At 58.7% G+C, this 23069-nt stretch carries 21 protein-coding genes; 10 read left to right on the top strand and 11 right to left on the bottom strand.

Going from position 1 to position 23069, the window contains the following annotated elements:
- Positions 1-114 precede the first annotated feature (114 nt).
- From recO to rpoE, 9 genes are all read right to left on the bottom strand, one after another.
- On the bottom strand, positions 115-822 hold the full coding sequence (gene recO / locus CK911_RS00710; RefSeq protein ID WP_033136291.1) for a DNA repair protein RecO: 708 nt from the start codon (positions 820-822) through the stop codon (positions 115-117).
- Positions 823-836: 14 nt separating this feature from the next.
- Positions 837-1736, bottom strand: coding sequence for a GTPase Era (gene era, locus CK911_RS00705; protein ID WP_042020933.1), 900 nt, complete (start codon positions 1734-1736; stop codon positions 837-839).
- Positions 1737-1797: 61 nt separating this feature from the next.
- Positions 1798-2469, bottom strand: coding sequence for a ribonuclease III (rnc, locus tag CK911_RS00700; RefSeq protein ID WP_042020934.1), 672 nt, complete (start codon positions 2467-2469; stop codon positions 1798-1800).
- Positions 2470-3408, bottom strand: a complete 939-nt coding sequence (gene lepB, locus CK911_RS00695) for a signal peptidase I (protein WP_098968647.1) — start codon at positions 3406-3408, stop codon at positions 2470-2472.
- A 6-nt stretch (positions 3409-3414) separates the two neighbouring features.
- Positions 3415-5208 (bottom strand): translation elongation factor 4, encoded by a 1794-nt coding sequence (gene lepA, locus CK911_RS00690; RefSeq protein ID WP_098968646.1) that lies wholly within the window; start codon positions 5206-5208, stop codon positions 3415-3417.
- Between the two features lie 116 nt (positions 5209-5324).
- The gene (locus tag CK911_RS00685) at positions 5325-5786 is read right to left on the bottom strand and encodes a SoxR reducing system RseC family protein (RefSeq protein WP_098968645.1); all 462 of its coding nucleotides are present in this window, start codon (positions 5784-5786) and stop codon (positions 5325-5327) included.
- 108 nt (positions 5787-5894) lie between these two features.
- A complete protein-coding gene (locus tag CK911_RS00680) occupies positions 5895-6875 on the bottom strand; it encodes a MucB/RseB C-terminal domain-containing protein (protein WP_098968644.1) in 981 nt (326 codons plus the stop codon).
- A 21-nt stretch (positions 6876-6896) separates the two neighbouring features.
- Entirely contained in the window at positions 6897-7499 is a 603-nt protein-coding gene (locus CK911_RS00675) for a sigma-E factor negative regulatory protein (RefSeq protein ID WP_098968643.1), read from the bottom strand.
- A 22-nt stretch (positions 7500-7521) separates the two neighbouring features.
- On the bottom strand, positions 7522-8103 hold the full coding sequence (gene rpoE, locus CK911_RS00670; RefSeq protein ID WP_042020941.1) for an RNA polymerase sigma factor RpoE: 582 nt from the start codon (positions 8101-8103) through the stop codon (positions 7522-7524).
- A 182-nt stretch (positions 8104-8285) separates the two neighbouring features.
- On the opposite strand from rpoE, the gene nadB reads away from it, so the two are divergent.
- Both nadB and CK911_RS00660 read left to right on the top strand, forming a co-directional pair.
- Positions 8286-9893 (top strand): L-aspartate oxidase, encoded by a 1608-nt coding sequence (gene nadB / locus CK911_RS00665; RefSeq protein WP_098968642.1) that lies wholly within the window; start codon positions 8286-8288, stop codon positions 9891-9893.
- 219 nt (positions 9894-10112) lie between these two features.
- Entirely contained in the window at positions 10113-12557 is a 2445-nt protein-coding gene (locus CK911_RS00660; protein ID WP_098968641.1) for an EAL domain-containing protein, read from the top strand.
- 57 nt (positions 12558-12614) lie between these two features.
- Here CK911_RS00660 and CK911_RS00655 read toward each other — a convergent pair whose 3' ends face one another.
- Positions 12615-12896 carry a hypothetical protein gene (locus CK911_RS00655; RefSeq protein ID WP_253860358.1) on the bottom strand — a complete coding sequence of 94 codons (282 nt, stop codon included), beginning with the start codon at positions 12894-12896 and terminating at the stop codon, positions 12615-12617.
- A gap of 167 nt (positions 12897-13063) precedes the next feature.
- Between CK911_RS00655 and acs the strand changes: the two genes are divergently transcribed.
- The 7 genes from acs to CK911_RS00620 all read left to right on the top strand — a co-directional run bounded on the left by acs (position 13064) and on the right by CK911_RS00620 (position 21023).
- Positions 13064-15010 carry an acetate--CoA ligase gene (gene acs / locus CK911_RS00650; RefSeq protein WP_042020947.1) on the top strand — a complete coding sequence of 649 codons (1947 nt, stop codon included), beginning with the start codon at positions 13064-13066 and terminating at the stop codon, positions 15008-15010.
- Positions 15011-15297: 287 nt separating this feature from the next.
- A complete protein-coding gene (gene aroQ / locus CK911_RS00645) occupies positions 15298-15750 on the top strand; it encodes a type II 3-dehydroquinate dehydratase (RefSeq protein ID WP_042020948.1) in 453 nt (150 codons plus the stop codon).
- A gap of 33 nt (positions 15751-15783) precedes the next feature.
- Positions 15784-16233 (top strand): acetyl-CoA carboxylase biotin carboxyl carrier protein, encoded by a 450-nt coding sequence (gene accB / locus CK911_RS00640; RefSeq protein WP_042020950.1) that lies wholly within the window; start codon positions 15784-15786, stop codon positions 16231-16233.
- Positions 16234-16248: 15 nt separating this feature from the next.
- On the top strand, positions 16249-17589 hold the full coding sequence (gene accC / locus CK911_RS00635; protein WP_042020951.1) for an acetyl-CoA carboxylase biotin carboxylase subunit: 1341 nt from the start codon (positions 16249-16251) through the stop codon (positions 17587-17589).
- A gap of 206 nt (positions 17590-17795) precedes the next feature.
- Positions 17796-18059: a YhdT family protein gene (locus tag CK911_RS00630; protein WP_098968639.1), complete on the top strand. Its 264-nt coding sequence runs from the start codon at positions 17796-17798 to the stop codon at positions 18057-18059.
- Positions 18049-19506, top strand: coding sequence for a sodium/pantothenate symporter (gene panF, locus CK911_RS00625; RefSeq protein ID WP_098968638.1), 1458 nt, complete (start codon positions 18049-18051; stop codon positions 19504-19506). Before CK911_RS00630 ends, panF begins: the two co-directional genes overlap by 11 nt.
- 89 nt (positions 19507-19595) lie before the next feature.
- Positions 19596-21023, top strand: coding sequence for a PTS transporter subunit EIIC (locus tag CK911_RS00620; protein WP_098968637.1), 1428 nt, complete (start codon positions 19596-19598; stop codon positions 21021-21023).
- Position 21024: 1 nt separating this feature from the next.
- Here the strand turns inward: CK911_RS00620 and CK911_RS00615 are convergent, their stop codons facing one another.
- A complete protein-coding gene (locus CK911_RS00615; protein WP_162512007.1) occupies positions 21025-21897 on the bottom strand; it encodes a LysR family transcriptional regulator in 873 nt (290 codons plus the stop codon).
- 100 nt (positions 21898-21997) lie between these two features.
- Here CK911_RS00615 and CK911_RS00610 point away from each other — a divergent pair, with 100 nt between their 5' ends.
- A complete protein-coding gene (locus CK911_RS00610; RefSeq protein ID WP_098968636.1) occupies positions 21998-23014 on the top strand; it encodes a zinc-binding alcohol dehydrogenase family protein in 1017 nt (338 codons plus the stop codon).
- Positions 23015-23069: the final 55 nt, after the last annotated feature.

The following is a 23069-nucleotide window of genomic DNA, read 5'->3' as shown; positions in this document are numbered from 1 at the left end:
GTTGACTGCGCGGCTACCGCGCGAATATCCGTATATCAGCTCGTAGGTTCGATTAGCGCAGCCTAATCGGACGTAGGTAAGATTCTTACCGTGTCGGGTAACGCCGCAGAGCGGTTAACCCAAGCTATTGCGGCGTTTTAAAAACAGCTCCCGGCTCTTTAGCTGGCGCTTGCCCAGATAGGGTTGCAGCGCCAGTCGGCTGAAACGTTTGGCCGCCTGCAGCAAGGGCGGAGTATCGAAACGCCCCTCGGCAAAGGCCAGCAGGTGGGCACCGAGAAACAGGGTACGGGGATCCGGCGCCCGCTCGCAAGCGACAAAGCCCAATTCACGCTCGAAGCCATAGAGCAGGGTCGGCTCGATGGGCGACTCATCGTCCGCCGTGTATTCGAAATCCACCGCATAGCCCAGCGCCTGCAGCAGCAGAAACTCGAAGCGGCGCAGCGGCAGTTCCGGGGTCTCGCCATCGGCCAGCGCCATGATGGCACGGGCATAGGCATCGAACACTTCGGGGAACGGGGTGTGCGCTTCCAGCAGGTAATAGACCAGCTCGTTGAGATAGAGGCCGTAGAAGAGGCGGTCGCCACCGAGTCGCAGGGAGTGATCCGGGCATTCGACCTGGGTGAGGTTCTTGAGATCCCCCTTGCCGCGCCAGGCGATGGTGAGCAGGGTAAAGGGTTGCAGCAGCCCCTTGAGGGGGGAGCGTGGCCCGCGAGAACCGCGAGCCACCAGGGTAAATCGGCCACTATCCTGGGTGAATACTTCGACCAGCTGGCTGGTCTCCCGATAGGGCCGACTGTGGATGACGAAAGCCGGGCTCAGCAATCCATCAACGCCACTTAATCGTCACCGTAGCCGAGACTCCGCAGGGCGCGCTCGTCATCAGCCCAGCCAGACTTGACCTTGACCCACAGCTCGAGGTGCACCTTGTTCTGGAACAGCCGTTCCATGTCGAGGCGCGCTTCGGTACCTATGGTCTTGATCTTCTCGCCCTTGTTACCGATGACCATCTTCTTCTGGCCATCGCGCTCCACCAGGATCAGGCCGTGGATGTGGTAGAGGCCGTTCTCTTCCACCTTGAAGCGTTCGATCTCCACCGTCACCGAGTAGGGCAGCTCCTCACCGGTGAAACGCATCAGCTTCTCACGGATGATTTCGGAGGCCATGAAGCGTGACGAACGGTCGGTCACGTAATCTTCCGGGAAGAAGTGGTTGTTTTCCGGCAGTAGATCCTTGGCCCACTCTCGGATCTTCTCCACGTTGGTGCCCTTCTCGGCACTGATGGGCAGGATGTGGGAGAAATTCATCTGCTGACCCAGCCACTCGAGGTGGGGCAGCAAGTCTTCTTTCTCTTTGACGTTGTCGACCTTGTTGACCGCCAGCACCACGGGACAAGGCAAGTGGCGCAACTTGCCAAGCACCATCTCGTCATCCTTGGTCCAGTGGGTACCGTCAACCATGAATACCACCATGGCCACATCTCCCAGCGAACTGGTGGCGGCACGGTTCATCAAACGGTTGATGGCCCGCTTCTCTTCGATATGCAGACCCGGAGTATCAACAAAGATGGTCTGATAGTTCTCGTCGGTATCGATCCCCAAAATCCGGTGACGGGTGGTCTGGGGTTTTTTCGAAGTAATGCTGACCTTCTGGCCAAGCAGCTTGTTGAGCAGGGTGGACTTGCCCACGTTAGGGCGGCCCACGATGGCGACAAAGCCGCAGTAGGTAGTATCTGTCATGACAGTTGTTCCAAAGCTTGTGGTGTTAAAAGACAGCGCCTTTTTGAATCAGACGTACCTGTCATGACAATTTGTCCAGCGCTTGCTGCGCCGCGGCCTGCTCGGCCTTGCGGCGGCTGGTGCCAACCCCTTTGAGCGGACCATCCAGACCTTCCACGTCACACTGGACGGTGAACTCCTGGTTGTGGGCCTCACCCTTGACGTTAGTCACTGTGTAGGTCGGCAGGGATTTGCGGGTTCCCTGCAAAATTTCTTGCAGACGGGTCTTGGGATCTTTCTGCTCGATACCTGGCTTGATCTCGTCCAGACGGCTGGCGTACCAGCTCAGCAGCAGTGTCCGCACCACCTCAAGATCCGTATCCAGATAGACGGCGCCGATCACCGCCTCGACCGTGTCGGCCAGAATGGATTCACGGCGAAAACCACCGCTCTTGAGTTCACCTGGCCCGAGGATCAGATGATCCCCGAGGTCAAACTCCCGGCCCAGTTCGGCCAGGGTTTTTTCACGTACCAGAGTGGCACGCATGCGGCTGAGATCCCCTTCTGCCGCTTGCGGGAAGCGGTGGAACAGCGCATCAGCAATCACCAGGCTCAAAATGGAGTCACCCAGAAATTCCAGTCGCTCGTTGTGACGAGAACCGGCGCTGCGATGTGTCAATGCGCGGGTCAGCAACTCTTGATCCTGAAAGACATGCCCGAGACGGGACTGCAGTCTGTTCATCTTGATATTCATTTACTTGATTCCGCCAATGCGGTTGAAGCGCACCCCTGTCGGTACCCAACTTGGCAGCAGGGAGCCTTCTTCGCGCTCAAATTCAAAACTTATCCAGATAGCGACCGCCTTGCCGACCAGATTCTGCTCGGGCACAAAGCCCCAGAAACGGCTGTCGGTGCTGTTGTCACGGTTATCGCCCATCACGAAGTACTGCCCTTCCGGTACCACCCACTCATCAGGATAAGTGCCGGGCTGGCGATAGTAACGACCAACCAGATCCGGCATCAGCGGGTTGCGCAGGGTCTCGTGAGAAACATCACCCAACTGCTCGGTATAGCGGTCAAGGGGGATCCCCATCTGGGTAAATTCGCCTCTTTGTTCAAACTTGATGTCGAGCTTGGTAAAGCCCGGGCACGTTTTCCCTTCCTGCTCCTCGCCACCTGCTTCAGCACAGCGCGGCCGGATCATCAGCTCTTTGTTTCGATAGATGATCCGATCACCCGGCATGCCAACCACCCGCTTGATGTAGTCAACGCGCGGCTCAAGGGGATACTTGAACACCACCACATCGCCACGCACCGGCTCGCCAGTTTCGAGGAATTTGGTGTTGGTCACCGGATCCCGCAGGCCATAGGCAAACTTTTCCACCAGGATAAAGTCGCCCACCAGCAAGGTGGGCATCATGGAACCTGACGGGATCTGGAACGGTTCAAAGATGAACGAACGCAGGATCAGCACAAAAGTGATCACCGGGAAGATCCCGGCGGTCTGCTCAATCCAGACCGGCACGGGGGCAACCTTGGCCAGCGTTCTCTCATCCAGATGAGCGCCACCATGGGCACGGGCCACGGCAATCTTGGCGGCTCGCTGTTTGGACCAGATCATCTTGTCCAGACACCAGATAAAACCGGTGATCACACAGACCACCACCAGGATCAGGGAAAACGTGCTTGCCATCTATTTTTAGTCCTTTCCGACATGGAGAATCGCGAGGAAGGCTTCCTGTGGCACGTCTACACGGCCAACAGACTTCATCCGCTTCTTACCTTCTTTCTGCTTGTTCAGCAGTTTCTTCTTCCGGCTCACGTCACCACCGTAGCATTTGGCGGTTACGTCCTTACGCAGTGCCTTGACGGTGCTGCGCGCGATGATCTGGTTGCCGATGGATGCCTGAATGGCGATATCAAACATCTGACGGGGGATCAGCTCACGCATCTTCTCAACCACCTGGCGACCGCGATACTGAGCGTTCTCCTTGTGGGTGATGATGGCCAGCGCGTCAACCCGCTCACCGTTGATCATGATGTCCAGACGAACCATCTCGGAGGTTTCGAAACGCTTGAAGCCATAATCCAGCGAGGCGTAGCCACGGCTGGTGGATTTCAGGCGGTCGAAGAAGTCGAGCACCACTTCTGCCATCGGGATTTCATAGGTCAATGCAACCTGATTGCCGTGGTAGACCATGTTGGTCTGCACGCCCCGCTTCTCGATACAGAGGGTAATGACGTTACCCATGTACTCTTGCGGCAGCAGGATGTTGCACTCGGCGATCGGCTCACGCATCTCTTTGATGTTGTTAACCGGCGGCATCGCTGACGGGCTATCGATGTGGATAGTCTCGCCATTATTCAACTCAATCTGGTAAACCACGGTCGGCGCAGTGGTGATCAGATCCAGATCGTATTCCCGCTCCAGACGCTCCTGGATGATCTCCATGTGCAGCATACCGAGGAAGCCGCAACGGAAGCCAAAGCCCAGCGCTGTGGAGCTCTCCGGCTCGAAGAACAGGGAGGCATCGTTCAGGGAGAGCTTGTCGAGGGCGTCACGGAACGACTCGTAGTCATCGCTGGAGATGGGGAACAGACCGGCATAAACCTGCGGCTTGACCTTCTTGAAACCCGCCAGTGGCTTGTCTGCACCGTTCTTGGCTTGCGTCAGGGTATCGCCCACCGGCGCGCCATGGATGTCTTTGATACCACAGACAACCCAACCTACCTCGCCACAACCCAGTCCTTGAGTATCCACCTGCTTGGGGGTGAAAATACCGATACGATCGACACCCCATACCTGGCCGGTAGTCATCACTTTGATCTTGTCGTTCTTCTTGAGCGAGCCGTTCTTGACCCGCACCAGAGACACAACCCCCAGATAGGAGTCGAACCAGGAGTCGATGATCAGTGCCTGCAGCGGGGCATCCGGATCACCTTCCGGTGGCGGGATACGCGCAACGATCTCTTCCAGCACCAGGTCAACACCGAGACCGGTTTTGGCAGAACAACGCACCGCATCGATCGCATCGATACCGACGATATCTTCGATCTCTTCCGCAACCCGCTCCGGCTCGGCCGCAGGCAAGTCAATCTTGTTCAGCACCGGCACCACTTCCAACGCCATTTCCATGGCGGTGTAGCAGTTGGCCAGAGTCTGTGCCTCAACCCCCTGACCGGCATCCACCACCAGCAGCGCCCCTTCACAGGCCGCCAGCGAGCGGGAGACTTCGTAGGAGAAATCTACGTGGCCCGGGGTGTCGATAAAGTTCAGCTGATAGGTGTTACCGTCTTGTGCCTGGTAGTTCAGGGTCACACTCTGTGCTTTGATGGTAATGCCGCGCTCGCGCTCCAGGTCCATGGAGTCAAGCACCTGAGCCTGCATCTCGCGGGAGGACAAGCCACCGCAAGTCTGGATCAGACGGTCCGACAGGGTCGATTTACCGTGGTCGATGTGCGCAATAATCGAAAAGTTACGAATGTGTTTCATCGAGCAAGAGTCACTCAAAATTAGTTAAGGTCAGTTATGGAGGCGCGATTTTACTGGATAACCCGGCTGACGGCCATTCTTTAGTCGCCAGCACCCGTGAAATAGCGCGTGTTCGGTCAGGAGAGGATATGGACAGGAACCACCACGCCAAGCATCTGCGGGCCGTAGCAGCCCTGATCGAGGCGGTTGGAAAAGTAACGAACCAGTAAAAAACCCAGTCCGCCCCCCAACAGGCAGCAGAGAATGGTAACTCCCTCCCCGCCCTGGAGCAGCGGTGCCAACCAGAGCTGCCCCAACAGGGCGCCAGCCAGCATGCAAAACAGCGGCAAGACGTAGACCAGGGCGGCACCACGCAGCAGGCTCTGCTGCGGGATACCCAGCCGAATTTGCTGGCCGACCCCTACCTCGGTGGTCATTTTGACCCGCAAACGTTGTGCCTTGAGAGGAAATGCCTTGGCCACTGTGCCAGTGCCGCAGTTGGACTGTTGCTGGCAACCACTGCAGGCAGAGCGCCGCTCGCACTCTACCCAGACATGGTCTCCCTCGATGGCCACCACGGTCGCCAACTCTTCACTCATCTCATTCACGGCAAGACCTCGGGTTCAACAAAGGGATCTGAAAAAGCATAAAGATACCTGAAGAAAACACGCCGCGCTCGGCAAGCCGGATGTTCCAGTCATCGCCCATCAGGGGATTGCTTCGTTACGGGCCAGCGGCTGGACCGACTCGGCAATTCGCTTGGCGGTCTCGGCTGGTACTTCACCCACAACTGTGATCTCGACCCCCACCTCGTTGACATAGCTCACCAGAGAGGTTGCGCCCTGGCGGATCAGCTGCTGACGCACCGCCTGCTTAGGGTCAACCCGGGAGACATAGACCGACAAATCCACCAGCCCGTCGGATAGCATCATGTAATCCACCGGCATACTGGTGGTCACCAGCTGATGGCGGTCTTGCGACAGGATCTTGAAGCCATCTGGCAGCCAGGAAATCTGCCAGTTCAGGGCTTGCTGGGGGGCAGGATAGGCATCTTCCAGCGCTAAGGCGGCAGGCTGTTTGCTCTTGGCCAGGGTCACCAACCAGGGGGCGGGTTTGCTCTGCAACGCCAGCTCAACCCCCAACACCTGCTCCACCAGATTGCCTTCCCGCTCCACCATGTCGACCCGCAGCAACAGATTGCTCTGCTCATCAATCCACAGCACAAAGCCGTACTTGTCTGCCTCTTTGGGCACCAGTCTGACCACCTGCGCCACCACACCGGCAACGCGACTACGGCCAGCCAGCACCGGATCATAACTCTCCAGCACCCGCGCGATGGGCATCTTCACCAGAGTCGACCAGACACCGGGAAAACGGGCATCTTTCAGGGTGTAAGGCTCGTGGCTGTTCTCAAAAAAGGTGTATTCATCCTGACGTTGCAGATATTCGATCGCCTTGCCATCGAGGTAACTGAGATGGGCGACTTCCTGGCCATCGATCACCGCATGGCTGATGCGGATCGGTTCAAGACGCCCCTGACGGGCCTTGACCATGGATAACTCAAAGTTTTGCTGCTGCACGGCACTCTGCATCTGCTGCAACAAGGCCTCGGCCGACTTATCGTCGGCCGAGGCCTTGGCACTGATCAGCAAGAGAGAGGCCAGCAAAATACGGCTGGACTGGCGCACGATTTGATCCCTGACAATACGTTATTGTTGAATCTGTCTGTCTTGCAACAGGCGTTGCTGCAACTGGTGGTCACGCAGGAAGGCATTGACGCGCTCCCGCTGATCCTGCATCTGCTGCTCGGTCAGCCCTTGCTGACGGGCACGAGTGCCATCCTGTTGCGGATAGTGAACGCTCACAGGGGAGGCACTACCACCAACAGGAATAGTATTCAGGACCGGATTGGTTGGTAGACCATCTTGCCCCTGATACTGCTGCACCCCGAAGATAACGGCGGCGGCAACGGAGGCAGCAATGGCATATTGGCCCAGCTGCTGACCGACCCGGCGGAACAGCGGTATCACATTGGAATCTGTCTTGACCGGCGCAACGACCGGTTGCAGCACAGGCGTAACCTCAACCGGCTTGGGTGCCAGTATGGTAGGCTCATCTTCCAGCGCAGCCATGATGCTGGCGCTGAGATCCAGTTGCAGATTGACCGACAGGTCACCCCGCATGGCATTGCCTATCAGGTGGTAACGACCCCAGGTATCTTGCAAGTCGGAATCCATCTCCAACTCGTTCAACACCTCGGCATCACTCAGTTCACCATCCATCAGGGCAGAGATTTGCTCTTTATTTGCCATAAGTTAACCCGTCTTTCCCCAGTTAATTCTCGATCAGAGGTTTCAGCTTTTTATCGATTGCGTCCCTCGCCCGGAAGATACGGGATCTGACCGTACCCACAGGGCAATCCATGATTTCGGCAATCTCTTCATAGCTCAACCCTTCCAACTCACGAAGGGTGATCGCTGTCCTCAGGTCTTCCGGCAACGCCTCGATAGCGGCAAACACTGTGCGCTGGATCTCGTCGGTCAGCGCCAGGTTTTCAGGGGTAGCCACCTCTTGCAAGGCTTCACCACCACCATAAGACTCTGCGTCGTCAGCCTCCACATCACTGCTGGGCGGCCTGCGCCCCTGGGAGGTCAGATAATTCTTCGCCGTGTTCACGGCAATACGGTACAACCAGGTGTAAAAAGCACTTTCGCCACGGAATGTCGGCAATGCCCGGTAGGCTTTTATAAAGGCCTCTTGCGCCACGTCGGGCACATCACCGGGATTATTGACATACCTGGCCACCAGGTTGACCACCTTATGCTGGTATTTTTTTACCAACAGGTTGAATGCTGCTTTATCGCCGCGCTGGACCCGTTCAACCAGCTGTTCGTCCAGTAGATTCTGGTCGCTCATCAGAGCCGTAAAACCCCCATCAGGTTATCGTTCTTCTTTTCCGGCCCTTCCTAAGCGCACAAGTTCAGACAGGGAGAATCAGAGAAAGTTCGCTTCAATTGAAAAAAATGTGATGCAGGCTGCATCCTCGCCCTCGCTTGGGCTACCATGGTGCCAGTTCTTAATCCAGGCCAATGATACTTATGAAAGCAAGTGTTGAATACCTTTGCGATGTACTGATCATTGGCAGCGGTGCCGCTGGTCTGTCCCTCGCGTTGCGATTGGCAGACCACGCCAAAATCCTGGTTCTGAGCAAGGGGCCCATCAGTGAGGGGGCCACTTTCTATGCGCAAGGAGGCATCGCTGCCGTTTTCGACGAAACCGACAGCATCGAATCCCATGTGAGCGACACGCTCAACGCCGGGGCAGGGTTGTGTGATCCGGCCGTGGTGGAGTTCACCGCTCGCCACGCCCGCGAATCCATCCAGTGGCTGATCCAGCAGGGAGTTCCCTTCGATCAAGAGCAGGACGCCGATGGGGAATCCCACTATCACCTGACCCGCGAAGGGGGTCACAGCCATCGCCGCATCTTCCACGCGGCCGACGCCACCGGCAAGGCGGTGCAGCTCACCCTGATCGATCAGGTCCGTGCTCACCCCAATATCCAGCTGATGGAGCGCTTCAACGCTGTCGATCTCATCACCACCCGCAAGCTCAATCTGCCGGGCAACAAGGTGCTGGGTGCCTACGTCTGGAACCGCAACGCCGAGCAGGTCGAAGTCATCCGCGCCCGTTTCGTGGCGCTGGCCACAGGTGGCGCTTCCAAGGTCTACCAATACACCTCCAACCCGGATGTGAGCTCTGGCGATGGCATCGCCATGGCATGGCGGGCCGGTTGCCGGGTGGCGAACCTGGAGTTCAACCAGTTCCACCCCACCAGCCTGTTTCACCCCGATGACCCCAACTTCCTGCTGACCGAAGCGCTGCGCGGGGAAGGCGCCTATCTGCGCCGCCCCGACGGCAGCCGCTTTATGCCGGAGTTTGACGAGCGGGCCGAGCTGGCGCCGCGGGATATCGTCGCCCGCGCCATCGACCACGAGATGAAGCGGCTCGGCGCCGACTGCATGTATCTGGACATCAGCCACAAACCGGCCGATTTCATCATCAAGCACTTCCCGACCATCCATGAACGCTGCCTCGCGGTCGGCATCGATATCACCAAGGAGCCGATGCCTATCGTGCCAGCCGCCCACTATACCTGTGGCGGCGTGATGATCGACAACAACGGCCAGACCGATATTCCCGGCCTCTACGCCATCGGCGAAGTGACCTATACCGGTCTGCACGGCGCCAACCGCATGGCCTCCAACTCTCTGCTGGAATGCGTGGTCTATGCCCATCAGGCAGGAGCCGACATTCTGGCCAAGCTGCCAATGAGCGTGGAGCCGCCGCGCCTGCCGGTGTGGGACGAGAGCAAGGTGGACGATTCCGACGAACTGGTGGTTATCCAGCACAACTGGCACGAGCTGCGGTTGATGATGTGGGACTACGTGGGGATAGTGCGCACCAACAAGCGGCTGGCCCGCGCCAAGCGCCGCATCGACCTGCTCAAGCAGGAGGTGCAGGAGTACTACGCCAATTTCCGCGTCTCCAACAACCTGCTGGAGCTGCGCAACCTGCTGCAGGTGGCCGAGCTTATCGTCAACTGCGCCCTGCAGCGCAAGGAGTCCCGCGGCCTCCACTACAACCTGGATCATCCGGATATGCTGCCGGATTCCAAACCGACCGTGCTGACCCCGGATCGGGATTAAACCCTCTTCCATCGCACAGTTTGTGCAGTAAACCAGACCCCGCTTCGGTGGGGTCTTTTTGATACTGCGATTCTGTGGCAGCACGCAGCAGATAACCGATACATCGCGCAACATTTATTCAACATAACAACCAGATAACTTCGCTTGACTCCCTGCTAAACAGTTCGTGCCATACTGACAATTGATGCAAGTGATAAATCAATCAATGCCGAGGTCATCATGGATGGGAAGCCTTTCAACGCCGCCACCGAGGCAATCTTGACCCAGCTGTCAGATCACACCGTCCTGACACAGCTGATGGATAACGCCCCTCTGGGCATCGGCGTCTTTGACCGCGAATTTCGCTACCGTAAAGTCAATCAGGTACTGGCCGACATCAACGGCAAGAGCATCGAGGAGCATCAGGGCAAGCACCTCAGAGAGGTGGTCCCCAAGCTGGCACCGACGCTGGAGCCCATGTTTCAGCAGATCATGCGCAGCGGCATTCCCTATGTGGATATCGCCATCACCGGTCAAACGGCGGCGTACGACAGCAGCTCCCGCCGCTTTCAGGCCACCTACAGCCCGATGCGTGATGAGAAGGGGGAGCTGAACGGCATCCTCGCCATCGTGCGGGACATCACCGAGCAGTACGAAACCGAACAACGGCTGCAGCTGGCAATGCGAGCAGCCCAAATCGGTGTGTGGGAGTGGCACGTGGCGGAGGACAGATTGCTGTTCGACGGCCAGATTGAGCCCCTGCTTGGCATCGAGGCCAACCAGTTCCATGGCGGACTGCAAGCGTTCGTCGACTGCTTTGAACCGGGATCAGGCAGCCAGCTCAAGGCCGCCCTGCAAAGCCATGACCCCATCCATCTCACCCTGAGCTACCTCACCGCTCTCAAAGAGCGGCACTGGGTCGACATTCATGCCGACCATGTCCCCGCCACAGAGTCGGTCGGCCACCGGGTCATGGGGGTTATTCACAATGCCACCGCCCGCCGTCGTCAGGAGGAGCGACTCCATCAGGCCAACGTGGTATTCGATACCACGGCCGAGGGGATCATCATCCTCGACAGCGAGCACCATATTCTGTCGGTCAACCCGGCCTTCACCATGCTGACCCAATACAATGCCGAGGAGGTGATAGGGCGCACCCCGGATATCATCATGCACCCCAGGCGCTACACCGACCTCGACTATCCCTGGTATCACCTGCGCCCCGGCAACAACGCCTGGCATGGCGAGATGGTTTGCCTGCGCAAGGATGGCAGCTACTTCTCCTCCTGGCAGCAGATCAGCGCTGTCTATGACAACTTCAACAACACCACTCACTATGTGATCGCCCTCTCTGACATCAGCGCCATTCGCAAGGTGGAGGCCGAGCTGAATCACCTTGCCTATCACGATCCCCTGACCGAGCTGGGCAATCGCCATCTGTTGCAGGAGCGGTTGGCCCTTGAGCTGAAAACCGCGCAGCTCAATCACAAACGATTGGGGCTGCTCTTTATCGATCTGGATGGCTTCAAGCTGATCAACGACAGTCTGGGCCACGGAGTCGGCGATGAGCTGCTCAAGCACTTGGCAGAGCGGATCCGCGGCTGCCTGCAGCACAATGATCTGGCGACTCGCCTGGGTGGCGACGAGTTTCTGGTGCTGATCCCCTATCTGGAGGAACCTGACGAGCTGGCGACCCTCGCTAATACCCTGCTCACCGTGTTGCGTGAACCGGTTGAGCTGGCCCATGAACTGGTGGCTATCTCGGCGAGCATAGGTATCGCCATCTATCCGGATCATGCAGATAGCCCGGAAACCCTGGTCAGCGCCGCCGACAGCGCCATGTATGAGGCGAAAAATCAGGGGCGCAACGGCTTCCAGTTCTATAACCCCGGCATGGCGGCACAGGCTCGCGAGCGGATGCAGATTGAGCAGGGACTGCTCAAGGCCCTTGAGCTCGAACAGCTCTGCATCTTCTATCAACCCATGACCAATCTGGCCAACGGCCACCTGAGCGGGCTGGAAGCCCTGCTGCGCTGGCAGCATCCGAGTGAGGGGATGATAGCGCCGACCCGCTTTATTCCAGTGGCGGAGGAGTGCGGCCTGATCGAGAAGATTGGCGAGTGGGTGATGCGCAATGCCTGCGAGCAGGGGCAAAACTGGCTGACCGCCGGACTGCCGGTGCCCCGTTTGTCGGTCAATGTGTCGGTGCGGGAGATGCGCTCCCCCGGCTACGTTGAGCGGGTCGCCGCCATCTTGGACGAGACCGGATTTCCGCCAGAGCGGCTGGAGATCGAGGTGACAGAGAGCATTATCCAGCGGGTCGAACAGAGTCTGGATCTCTTTACCCGCCTGAAAAGTCTCGGCGTTCAGATTGCCATCGATGACTTTGGCACCGGCTTCTCGTCACTTAGTCTGCTCAAGACCCTGCCGATTGATCGCATCAAGATCGACCGGGCCTTTGTGCAGGCATTGCCGGAAGACAAGAACAGTCGGGAGCTCTGTCGCACCATCATCAATCTGGCCGACAGTCTGGATATTGAGGTCACCGCCGAGGGGATTGAAACCCGGGCACAGCATGCCTTCTTGCAGTCTCTCAACTGCGGCGAAGGACAGGGTTATCTGTTCAGCAAACCACTGCATGTCGAACATATGGGGGATCGCCTGCATCAGCGCTATGTCTCATAGCGGCAGGCAATCATCATCACCAGCCGGGAGGCATCCGCCTCATGGCTGCCAAGCGGATTACCACTCAATCTGCAAGCGGGATTCCCAACCATCATCACGGTCATTGAGCATTCGCGTCAGCGGTGATTCGCCAGCATAACGGGGGGCAGGCTCGCTGAAGGTGAGTCTGGTGCCGGGCTCTTTGCCCTGCCATGCATGACCAAGCTGATCGGCCACCCGATCCCGCAGCGCGGGTGAGGCCTCCTGATGGGTGATCGCAAACTCTTTCACAGGTTCGCCAGCCGGCACTGGCGCATCAAACTGCCAGAGGGATGCACAGAGCAGCAGAGAAAACATCATGACCTCCAATTAATCAATACGCCCCCTTTTACCCGCTCACTGATTAATTGTCACTCTTTGCCCTGTAACCAACTGTTGCCGCCTATCCAAAAGTCTAATTGCCCCCATCAACCAAAGGTATAAGTTGTTACTTAATCATTAAGGGAATGTATGCAAAGGAGTGAGCAATGAGCGAGAGCAAGGTCTACCCGGTAAAGCCCCATATCAGCAACAACGCCCTGCTCGACAAGGGCGACTATGCCGCCATGTATCAGGCCTCCATCGAGGATCCCGATACCTTTTGGGGCGAACAGGGAAAAATTCTCGACTGGATCAAGCCCTACAGCAAGGTTAAAAACACCTCCTACGATCCGGGCCATGTCTCTATCAAATGGTTTGAAGATGGCCAGCTCAACGTCTCGGCCAACTGTCTCGATCGCCATCTCGCCGAACGGGGCGACAAAGTCGCCATCATCTGGGAAGGGGACAACCCGGCCGAAGATCGCAAACTCACTTACCGCGAGCTGCACAGCGAAGTGTGCAAGTTCGCCAACGTCTTGAAAGCACAAGGGGTTCACCGCGGCGACGTGGTCTGCCTCTATATGCCCATGGTGCCCGAAGCCGCCATTGCCATGCTGGCCTGTACCCGTATCGGCGCGGTACACAGCATAGTCTTCGGCGGTTTTTCGCCGGAAGCACTGGCTGGCCGCATCATCGACTCCGGCTCTCGCATCGTGATCACCGCCGACGAGGGGCTGCGGGGCGGCCGTCCGGTGCCACTGAAGAAAAACGTAGATGAAGCGCTCACCAACCCAGATACCCAGGTCAACAAGGTGATCGTGCTCAAGCGCACAGGTGGCAATGTCGCCTGGCACAACCACCGCGACATCTGGTGGCATGAAGCGACCGCTGCCGTCAGCAGCGACTGCCCGCCCGAAGCGATGAACGCCGAAGATCCGCTTTTTATCCTCTACACCTCCGGCTCCACCGGCAAACCCAAAGGGGTGCTGCACACCACCGGCGGCTATCTGGTCTACGCCACCCTCACCTTCAAATATGTGTTCGACTACCACGAGCAGGATATCTACTGGTGTACCGCCGACGTGGGTTGGGTTACCGGTCATTCCTATCTGGTCTATGGCCCGCTGGCCAACGGCGCTACCACCATCATGTTCGAAGGGGTGCCCAACTACCCGGCCACCAACCGTATGAGTCAGGTGGTAGACAAGCACCAGGTCACCATTCTCTATACCGCCCCCACCGCCATCCGCGCCCTGATGGCCAAAGGCAACGAAGCGGTCACCGGCACGTCGCGCCAGAGCCTGCGCATCATGGGATCGGTGGGCGAGCCCATCAACCCGGAAGCCTGGGAGTGGTACTACCGCACCATTGGTGACGAGCGCTGCCCCATCGTCGATACCTGGTGGCAGACCGAAACCGGCGGCATCCTGATTACCCCGCTGCCCGGCGTGACCGACCTGAAACCGGGTTCAGCCACCAAACCCTTCTTCGGGGTGCAACCGGCGCTGGTGGACAACATGGGCGAACCGCTGGAAGGGGCCACCGAGGGCAACCTGGTGATCACCGACTCCTGGCCGGGCCAAATGCGCACCGTGTTCGGCGATCACGAGCGCTTTGAGCAGACTTACTTTTCTACCTTCCCCGGCCGCTATTTCACTGGCGACGGCGCCCGTCGCGACGCCGATGGCGACTACTGGATCACCGGTCGGGTGGATGATGTACTGAACGTCTCCGGCCACCGCATGGGGACCGCCGAAATCGAATCGGCGCTGGTCTCCCATCCCAAGATCGCCGAAGCGGCGGTGGTGGGGGTGCCTCACGAGATCAAGGGTCAGGGGATCTATGCCTATGTCACCCTGATCTCCGGTGAAGAGCCGAGCCGCGAGCTACACAAAGAGGTAAAAGAGTGGGTGCGCAAAGAGATTGGTGCCATCGCTACCCCGGATGTGATCCACTGGGCCGAGGGGCTGCCGAAGACCCGCTCCGGCAAGATCATGCGCCGTATCCTGCGCAAGATTGCTACCGGAGAGACCGACAGTCTGGGGGATATCTCCACTCTGGCGGATCCGGGCGTCGTGGACAAACTCATTCGCGAGAAGTCGGAAGCGGCCTGATCCTGCTTCCTTTGCAACTGAGTAAAGCCGGCATTGTGCCGGCTTTACTCTTTTCAGGAAGCCGCAAAGGCAAACGCTGTCGTGGATATGCAGAGCAAGCAGAATTGGGCAATAAACAGGCAGATGTAGAGATTAGACCAGTAAAATGCTGCTAATTTTCACGAAATCAATATAATTGCGAAATCTGTGTGCCAGGGCACACCGATTTGCGCAGAAAATGGCTAGATTTCTGGTAGTCCACAAGATAGCTGATAGATCGCAGCATTATCATCGAGGATGTACTCAATATGTCGCAAAATCACCGAATTCTCCTGCTCAACGGGCCAAATCTGAATCTGCTGGGCAAACGGGAACCGGGCATCTACGGCAGCAAGACGCTCGATGAGATCGTCGCCGATCTGAAGCTAAACGCCAGCGAACTCGGTGTCACTCTGGAACATCTGCAATCCAACGCCGAACATGAGTTGGTCAGCCGCATCCATCAGGCCATGGGCCAGGTGGATTTTATCATTATCAATCCAGCCGCCTTCACCCACACCAGCGTCGCCATCCGCGATGCGCTGCTGGGAGTTGCCATCCCTTTTATCGAGGTTCACCTGTCAAACGTCCATGCCAGGGAGCCGTTCCGTCATCACTCTTATCTGTCTGATGTCGCAAAAGGGGTCATTTGTGGTCTGGGGGCCGATGGCTACCAATTCGCTTTAACCGCGGCCGTGCACCATCTGCGCGCGGCTTGTTAATCACTGATCAGATAAAGAAGAAAGAGAATGCTAATGGATATCCGCAAAATCAAGAAGCTGATTGAACTGGTTGAAGAGTCCGGCATTGCCGAACTGGAGATCTCCGAAGGTGAAGAGTCCGTTCGCATCAGCCGCAACTTCTCCGGTCAGGTGACCACCGCCATGCCGCAGATGATGATGCAGCAAGCCGCTCCGGTTGCCGCCGCACCTGTTGCTGCCGCCGCACCGGCCGCTGATGCCGCCCCGAGCGGTCACCTGATGCGCTCGCCAATGGTTGGTTCCTTCTACCGCTCCTCCAGCCCGGAAGCCAAGCCATTCGCGGAAGTGGGCCAACAGGTCAACGTCGGTGATACCCTGTGCATCATCGAAGCCATGAAAATGATGAACCAAATCGAGTCTGACAAGGCCGGTGTGATCAAAGCGATCCTGGTTGAAAATGGTCAGGCCGTCGAATTTGACGAGCCGCTGTTCATTATCGAATAAGGGAAATTGCCACCCATGTTGGACAAAGTAGTCATCGCCAACCGCGGTGAAATTGCCCTGCGGATCCTGCGTGCTTGTAAAGAGCTCGGGATCAAGACAGTGGCCGTTCACTCCACCGCCGACCGGGAGCTCAAACATGTGCTGCTGGCCGACGAATCCATCTGTATCGGCAAACCGGCCAGTACCGACTCCTACCTCAATGTTCCGGCGATCATCGCCGCCGCCGAGGTAACCGGTGCCGTGGCCATCCACCCGGGTTACGGCTTCCTCTCCGAGAACGCCGATTTCGCCGAAGTGGTCGAAAAATCCGGTTTTGTCTTCATCGGCCCCCGTGCCGAGACCATTCGCCTGATGGGTGACAAGGTTTCTGCCATCGAAGCGATGAAGAAGGCGGGTGTACCCTGCGTACCAGGCTCTGACGGCCCGGTTGACAGCGATGCCAAGCACAATGCTGCCGTTGCCAAACGCATCGGCTATCCGGTGATCATCAAAGCCGCCGGTGGTGGTGGTGGTCGCGGCATGCGCGTAGTGCGCAACGAAGCCGAGCTGGCTGCGGCCATCGCTCTGACCAAATCCGAAGCAGGCCAGTTCTTCAAGAACGACATGGTCTACATGGAGAAGTACCTGGAAAACCCGCGCCACATCGAAATTCAGGTGTTGGCAGATGGCCAGGGCAATGCCCTCTATCTGGGCGAGCGTGACTGCTCCATGCAGCGTCGCCACCAGAAAGTGGTGGAAGAAGCACCTGCGCCGGGTATCACTGCCGAAATGCGCAAGTTCATCGGTGAGCGTTGCGTACGTGCCTGTGTCGAGATCGGCTACCGCGGTGCGGGTACTTTCGAGTTCCTGTACGAAAACGGCGAGTTCTATTTCATTGAAATGAACACCCGTATTCAGGTTGAGCATCCGGTTACCGAGATGGTCACCGGTATCGACCTCATCAAGGAGCAACTGCGCATCGCTGCCGGTCAGCCCCTGTCGATCACCCAGCAGGATATCCGCATTCATGGCCATGCCATCGAGTGCCGGATCAACGCCGAAGATCCGGCCACCTTCATGCCCTCTCCGGGTCTGGTACAGCGCTTCCACGCGCCGGGTGGTCTGGGTGTGCGTTGGGATTCCCATATCTATGCCGGTTACAAGGTACCGCCTTACTACGATTCGATGATCGGCAAGCTGATATGCTACGGCGAGAATCGTGACATTGCCATCGCCCGCATGCGTCATGCGCTGGACGAACTGGTAGTGGAAGGGATCAAGACCAACGTACCGCTGCAAAAAGAGATCATGAAAGACGAAAACTTCCAGCACGGTGGCACCAATATCCACTACCTGCACAAGAAGTTAGGTCTGTAAGGATCGCTGATAGAGACCCGATGACATTGCACGGTGGCAGTACCAACGCCCACTACTGCACAATAAGTTGGGTCTGTAAGGATCTAGCGCAGAACAATGACTTCCGATAGAAGTCAGCTCCGCAAGGAGCCTCTGCTGAAAAAGGGCCATGGCGACATGGCCCTTTTTTGTTATCCTTGCGCCCCTCAAATTCGTCGGAGGCCAAGGTGAACCGTTTTGCTCTCGCCCGCCGGGAAGCCGCTTTCTGCCTGCTGCTGACCCTGCTCTACTTCTTTGCCTGGTATGGCACCGCCTATTTTACCCCCCTCCAACTGGAGTTATGGGGGCTGCCACTGTGGTTCCTGCTCAGCTGCATGGTGATGCCGTTGCTGTTCATCGTACTGTGCGCCCTGATGGTGAACCGGCTGTTTGTGGAGATCCCTCTCGATACCCTGCCCCACCAAAACGAGGTGTCATCCCATGAATCTTGAGCTGATGCTGCCGCTGATTATCTATCTGGTGCTGGTGCTGGGAGTGGGCTTTTGGGCCAGCCGTCATCGGGCGGAAGGCAACTTCGTACAGGAGTACTTCATCGGCAACCGCAGCATGGGCGGGCTGGTACTGGCAATGACCCTGGTGGCCACTTACACCTCGGCCTCCTCCTTTATCGGCGGGCCGGGTGCGGCTTACAAAATCGGTCTGGGCTGGGTGTTGCTGGCGATGATCCAGCTGCCCACCGTCTGGCTCACCCTGGGAGTGCTGGGTAAAAAGTTCGCCATCATCGCCCGCCGGGTCAATGCGGTGACCATCAACGACATGCTGTGGGCCCGTTACCAGAGCAAGGCGGTGGTGATCCTCGGCTCCGTCACCATCATTCTGGCCTTTATCGCGACTATGGTGGTGCAGTTTATCGGCGGTGCCCGCCTGCTGGAGACCGCCACTGGCCTCTCCTACCACCACGGGCTGATGCTGTTTGCCAGCTGCGTGCTGCTCTACACCATCATCGGCGGTTTTCGGGCGGTGGTGATGACCGATGCCCTGCAGGGGATCATCATGCTGATTGGCACCGGTGCCCTGCTGGCAGGGATCCTGATTGCAGGGGATGGATTGCCCAATCTTATCCATCAGCTAAAAGAGATCGATCCCAAGCTGGTCAGCCCGCAAGGGGCCGATGACATGCTGACTCAGCCCTTTATGCTGAGCTTCTGGATCCTGGTCTGTATCGGCGTGGTGGGGTTGCCCCACTCGGCGCTGCGCTGCTTTGGTTATCGCGACAGCAAGGCGCTCCATCGTGGCATGTTGATCGGCACTGTGGTGAGCGCCCTGCTGATGTTCGGCATGCATCTGGCCGGTGCGCTGGGCCGTGCCATCCTGCCGGGTATGGACAGCCCGGACAAGATCATGCCCTCCCTGATGATGGAAGTGCTGCCCCCCTGGCTGGCCGGAGTCTTTCTGGCGGCGCCGATGGCGGCCATCATGTCCACCATCGATTCCCAGCTGATCCAGGCTTCCGCCACTCTGGTGAAGGATCTCTACCTCAACTACCTCAATCCGAAGCAAGAAAAGCTTGAGGTGCGCATCCCTCGCCTCTCCCTGCTCTGCACCCTGATCCTCGGCACTCTGGTGCTGCTGGCGGCGCTGCAACCGCCCGACATGATCATCTGGCTCAACCTGCTCGCCTTCGGCGGTCTGCAGGCAGTGTTCCTCTGGCCGCTGGTGCTTGGCCTCTACTGGTCGCGGGCCAACGGCCCGGGCGCGCTGGCCAGCATGGTTAGCGGCATCGTCAGCTATGGCATCTTGAGCCAGTGGGGGATCAAGCTGGCGGGCCTGCATGCCATAGTGCCGAGTCTGGGCTTGGGATTGGGTGTCTTTATCGTGGTAAGCCTGCTGACGGCACCGCCATCGCGGGAAGTGCAGGAACTTTTCGAGCAGAAATAACAAAAAGATAAATTAAGGGTTCCAATACTATCCCCAAAGAGGTGTTTTACGGGTAAACTGTGCGCCAAGTCACAAAAAGTTGCCGCTGTATGCCCGTAAAAGCCACTCGACACATAGTTACCCAAGCCCTGCAGCGGCTCGGTTATGCCCTGCTGCTGCCCGTCTCCATCCTGCCGATGGCGGCGCTGATCTACCGGCTTGGGCAACCCGACGTACTCGATTTGGCGGTGCTCTCCCTCACCGGTCAGGCGATCTTCAGCCAGATGCCGCTTATCTATGCGGTGGCGATCGCCTTTGGCCTGAGTCGGCAGGAGCTGGGCGGACAGACACTGGCGGGTGCGGTCAACTTCCTGCTGCTCAGCACCGCCTTCAATACCCTGGCCCCCAACCTGCACGCCGACATGATCTGCGGCCTGCTGGCGGGGCTCACCACCGCCATCATCTATCCCTGGGTACACCAGCAAACTCTGCCCCGCTGGCTGCACATCGCCAAGGGGGAGTTTCCCAGCCTGCTGATCTCGGCGCTGGCCTGCTTGCTGATCGCCATTCCCCTCTCGCTGCTGTGGCCGCCACTGGAGCGCGGGCTGACCCTGCTCACCTCCGAGCTGCTCACCACGCCGTTTGGCGCCTTCTGCTACGGCACCCTCAACCGCTTGTTGATCCCGCTCGGACTGCATCAGGTATTGGGTAGCGTCATTGGCCTTGGCGAGAGCAACCTGCAGGCACTGGCAGCCGCCCAACCGCTCCATGAAGGGTATGTGGCCGGTCTCTACCCCATCATCATGTTCGGCCTGCCCGGCGCCTGTTTTGCCATCTGGCTGCACCGCCAACGGATGCAGCGGTTGCCACAGGGTGGACTGCTGCTCACCCTGGCGCTCACCTCGGCACTGCTGGGCATCACCGAGCCCATCGAGTTTCTGTTCGCCTTCACCGCCCCTTGGCTGTTTCTCGCTCACGCCTTGCTAACCGGATTGTCGTTGGCGGTCTGCAGTGGGTTGGGGATCAAGGTCGGCAGCTACTTCTCCGCCGGTCTGCTCGATCTGGTGTTGAGCTATCAGTACGGTGAGCGCAGCTTCTGGCTGATTCCGGTCGGCATCCTGTTCTTCGTCGCCTACACCTTGCTGTTCTATCAGCTGCTGGAGCGCGCCCCCCTCAGCATGCCGAGTAAACCCATTGCCAAAGAGCATCCACGGCTGGCGAACGTGGCCCCCTCTGATCCGCAGATGCTGGCGATCCAGTATCTCAAGGTGCTGGGCGGGATGGACAACCTGCAAGCAATGAGTGTCTGTCTGACTCGCCTCAGCCTGCGGGTGCGCGATATTTCGCTGGTGGATCAATCCCGCCTGCTGGGGCTGGGTTGCCTCTCCTGGATCGAGCTCAACGACCACCAGCTGGTGCTGGTACTGGGTCCCAGCGCCAGTCTGATCGAAGGGCAGATCCGCATGCTGGCGGAGCGCCAGTCAGTGCCCCTCGGCCTCAAACCCAATCAGGAGTCGGCCAGCGAAAGCTGCTGGTAACTCAGGCGAACGGCAGCCGCTCGGCCACAAAATCCATCAGGGTACGCAGCGCAGGGGCCAGATGCTCCCGACTGGGATAGATCAAGTAAAACGGGTTGGCCGGGATCGGGTAATCCGGCAACACCTTCTGCAGCCGCCCCGCCGCCAAATCCCCTTCACATACATGGTGGGGCAACAGGGCAATTCCCCCTTCATAGAGCGCCATCTCCCGCAGCGCCAACAAGCTGTTGCTGACACAAGCCCCCTGCGGCCGCCAGCCCCCCTCCTGCAATGGCCACACCGGCATGGCCGAGTGCACCAGACAGGCATAACGGCCCAGCTCGCTCAGCTGTTGCGGCATGCCGTGGGCCGCCAGATAGGCGGGCGCTGCCACCAGATGGCGCGCCACCTGACCGATGCGCCGACAGATGAGGCTGGAGTCTTTTAGCGGTGCCGCCCGCAGCGCCAGATCGTAACCCTCCCCCACCAGATCCTCCTGCTCATCGCTCAGGGTGAGCTCCAGCACCACCTCGGGATAGAGGGCGCGAAACTCGGCGAGGATCTTGCCAAGCAGCAAGGTACCGGTCGCTTCGGGGGCGGTGATCCGCACCCGCCCAGCCGGGGCCGAGCGCAGCCGCGCCATCGCCAGATTGGCGCTACGGGCCAGTGTCAGCAGTCCCTGACAGTGCTCCACATAGAGCTCCCCTTGCGGCGTCAGGCTCAACCTGCGGGTGGTGCGCTGCAACAGCCGCACCCCGAGCTGGGATTCGAGCCGCGAGATCTTCTGGCTCACCGACGACTTGGGCATGCCGAGCAGCTCGGCGGCCCGAGTAAAGCTCCCCTGCTCCACCACGGTGGCGAACAGTCCCATCAACTCCAGATCGACATTGTTCATATATTCAAACAGTCTTTACCGATTACCCATCTTAATCTTGATAATTAACCAGACTAGAGTGAGTGGCAATCCCGAACACAGCGATTTGAAAGGAATAACCATGAAAGCCATTGCCCTGACTCACTACCTGCCAAGCGACCACCCCGACTGCTTTATCGCCGCCAACCTGCCCGACCCCACCCCGGGCCCGCGGGATCTGCTGGTGCGGATCACCGCCACCTCCGTCAATCCGGTGGATACCAAGGTGCGCTCCCCCAAGGCCAAAATTGAAAGCTCGCCCCGAGTGCTGGGCTGGGATGCGGTGGGGGAAGTGATTGCCACCGGCAACGAAGTCACTCTGTTCAAGGCGGGCGACCGGGTCTGGTATGCCGGTGACATCAGCCGCCCCGGCAGCAACAGCGCCCTGCAACTGGTGGATGAGCGCATCGCCGCGATCGCCCCCACCACCTTGAGCGATGTGGAGGCCGCCGCCCTGCCGCTGACCGCCATCACCGCCTGGGAGAGCCTGTTCGAGCGCTTCGCCCTCACCCGCGAGAGTCGTGGCAAACTGCTGATCATCGGCGGCGCCGGTGGCGTGGGCTCCATCGCCATCCAGCTGGCTCGCCAGCTCACCGGTATGGAGGTGATTGCTACCGCCTCCCGCCCCGAGAGCCGCGAGTGGTGCCTTGAGATGGGCGCCCATCAGGTAGTGAACCACCACAAGTTGCAGGCCGATCTGACCGCCCTTGGCATCACTCAGGTCGATGCCATCTTCTGCACCAACGCCACTGCCGAGCACTGGGCCACCATGGCGGGGCTGATCCGCCCGTTCGGCCATATCTGTACCATCGCCGAATCGAGCGAGCCGTGGGATCTCTCCCTGCTCAAGAGCAAGAGCGTCACCTTCAGCCAGGAGTTCATGTTCACCCGCTCCCTGTTCCAGACCCCGGACATGATCGAGCAGCACCACCTGCTCGGTCGGGTGGCGGCACTGGTCGATGAAGGGGTATTGCAGACCACTCTGACCAGCACCATACCCTCGCTGACCCCGGTTACGCTGGCTCAGGCCCATGCCGAGGTGGAAGCGGGCCGCATGGTAGGCAAGCTGGTGATCGACATGAACGGCTTTGCGAACTAAGCCCTCAAACGCACCATGATGGGATAAGTTCACCAAGGAGATGCCCCAAACGGGC

It is taken from the genome of Aeromonas sp. CU5, from assembly GCF_002586745.1.
GTDB lineage: Bacteria > Pseudomonadota > Gammaproteobacteria > Enterobacterales > Aeromonadaceae > Aeromonas > Aeromonas sobria.
Note: the sequence above shows the minus strand (reverse complement) of the source record. Positions and strands in the feature narration are given on the sequence as shown.

Bases quoted from the DNA above. Each gene is read 5' to 3' on its own strand.
- era (WP_042020933.1), bottom strand. From the start codon at position 1,736: ATGACAGATACTACCTACTGCGGCTTTGTCGCCATCGTGGGCCGCCCT.
- rnc (WP_042020934.1), bottom strand. From the start codon at position 2,469: ATGAATATCAAGATGAACAGACTGCAGTCCCGTCTCGGGCATGTCTTT.
- lepB (WP_098968647.1), bottom strand. From the start codon at position 3,408: ATGGCAAGCACGTTTTCCCTGATCCTGGTGGTGGTCTGTGTGATCACC.
- lepA (WP_098968646.1), bottom strand. From the start codon at position 5,208: ATGAAACACATTCGTAACTTTTCGATTATTGCGCACATCGACCACGGT.
- CK911_RS00685 (WP_098968645.1), bottom strand. From the start codon at position 5,786: ATGAGTGAAGAGTTGGCGACCGTGGTGGCCATCGAGGGAGACCATGTC.
- CK911_RS00675 (WP_098968643.1), bottom strand. From the start codon at position 7,499: ATGGCAAATAAAGAGCAAATCTCTGCCCTGATGGATGGTGAACTGAGT.
- rpoE (WP_042020941.1), bottom strand. From the start codon at position 8,103: ATGAGCGACCAGAATCTACTGGACGAACAGCTGGTTGAACGGGTCCAG.
- nadB (WP_098968642.1), top strand. From the start codon at position 8,286: ATGAAAGCAAGTGTTGAATACCTTTGCGATGTACTGATCATTGGCAGC.
- CK911_RS00660 (WP_098968641.1), top strand. From the start codon at position 10,113: ATGGATGGGAAGCCTTTCAACGCCGCCACCGAGGCAATCTTGACCCAG.
- CK911_RS00655 (WP_253860358.1), bottom strand. From the start codon at position 12,896: ATGATGTTTTCTCTGCTGCTCTGTGCATCCCTCTGGCAGTTTGATGCG.
- acs (WP_042020947.1), top strand. From the start codon at position 13,064: ATGAGCGAGAGCAAGGTCTACCCGGTAAAGCCCCATATCAGCAACAAC.
- aroQ (WP_042020948.1), top strand. From the start codon at position 15,298: ATGTCGCAAAATCACCGAATTCTCCTGCTCAACGGGCCAAATCTGAAT.
- accB (WP_042020950.1), top strand. From the start codon at position 15,784: ATGGATATCCGCAAAATCAAGAAGCTGATTGAACTGGTTGAAGAGTCC.
- accC (WP_042020951.1), top strand. From the start codon at position 16,249: ATGTTGGACAAAGTAGTCATCGCCAACCGCGGTGAAATTGCCCTGCGG.
- panF (WP_098968638.1), top strand. From the start codon at position 18,049: ATGAATCTTGAGCTGATGCTGCCGCTGATTATCTATCTGGTGCTGGTG.
- CK911_RS00620 (WP_098968637.1), top strand. From the start codon at position 19,596: ATGCCCGTAAAAGCCACTCGACACATAGTTACCCAAGCCCTGCAGCGG.
- CK911_RS00615 (WP_162512007.1), bottom strand. From the start codon at position 21,897: ATGAACAATGTCGATCTGGAGTTGATGGGACTGTTCGCCACCGTGGTG.
- CK911_RS00610 (WP_098968636.1), top strand. From the start codon at position 21,998: ATGAAAGCCATTGCCCTGACTCACTACCTGCCAAGCGACCACCCCGAC.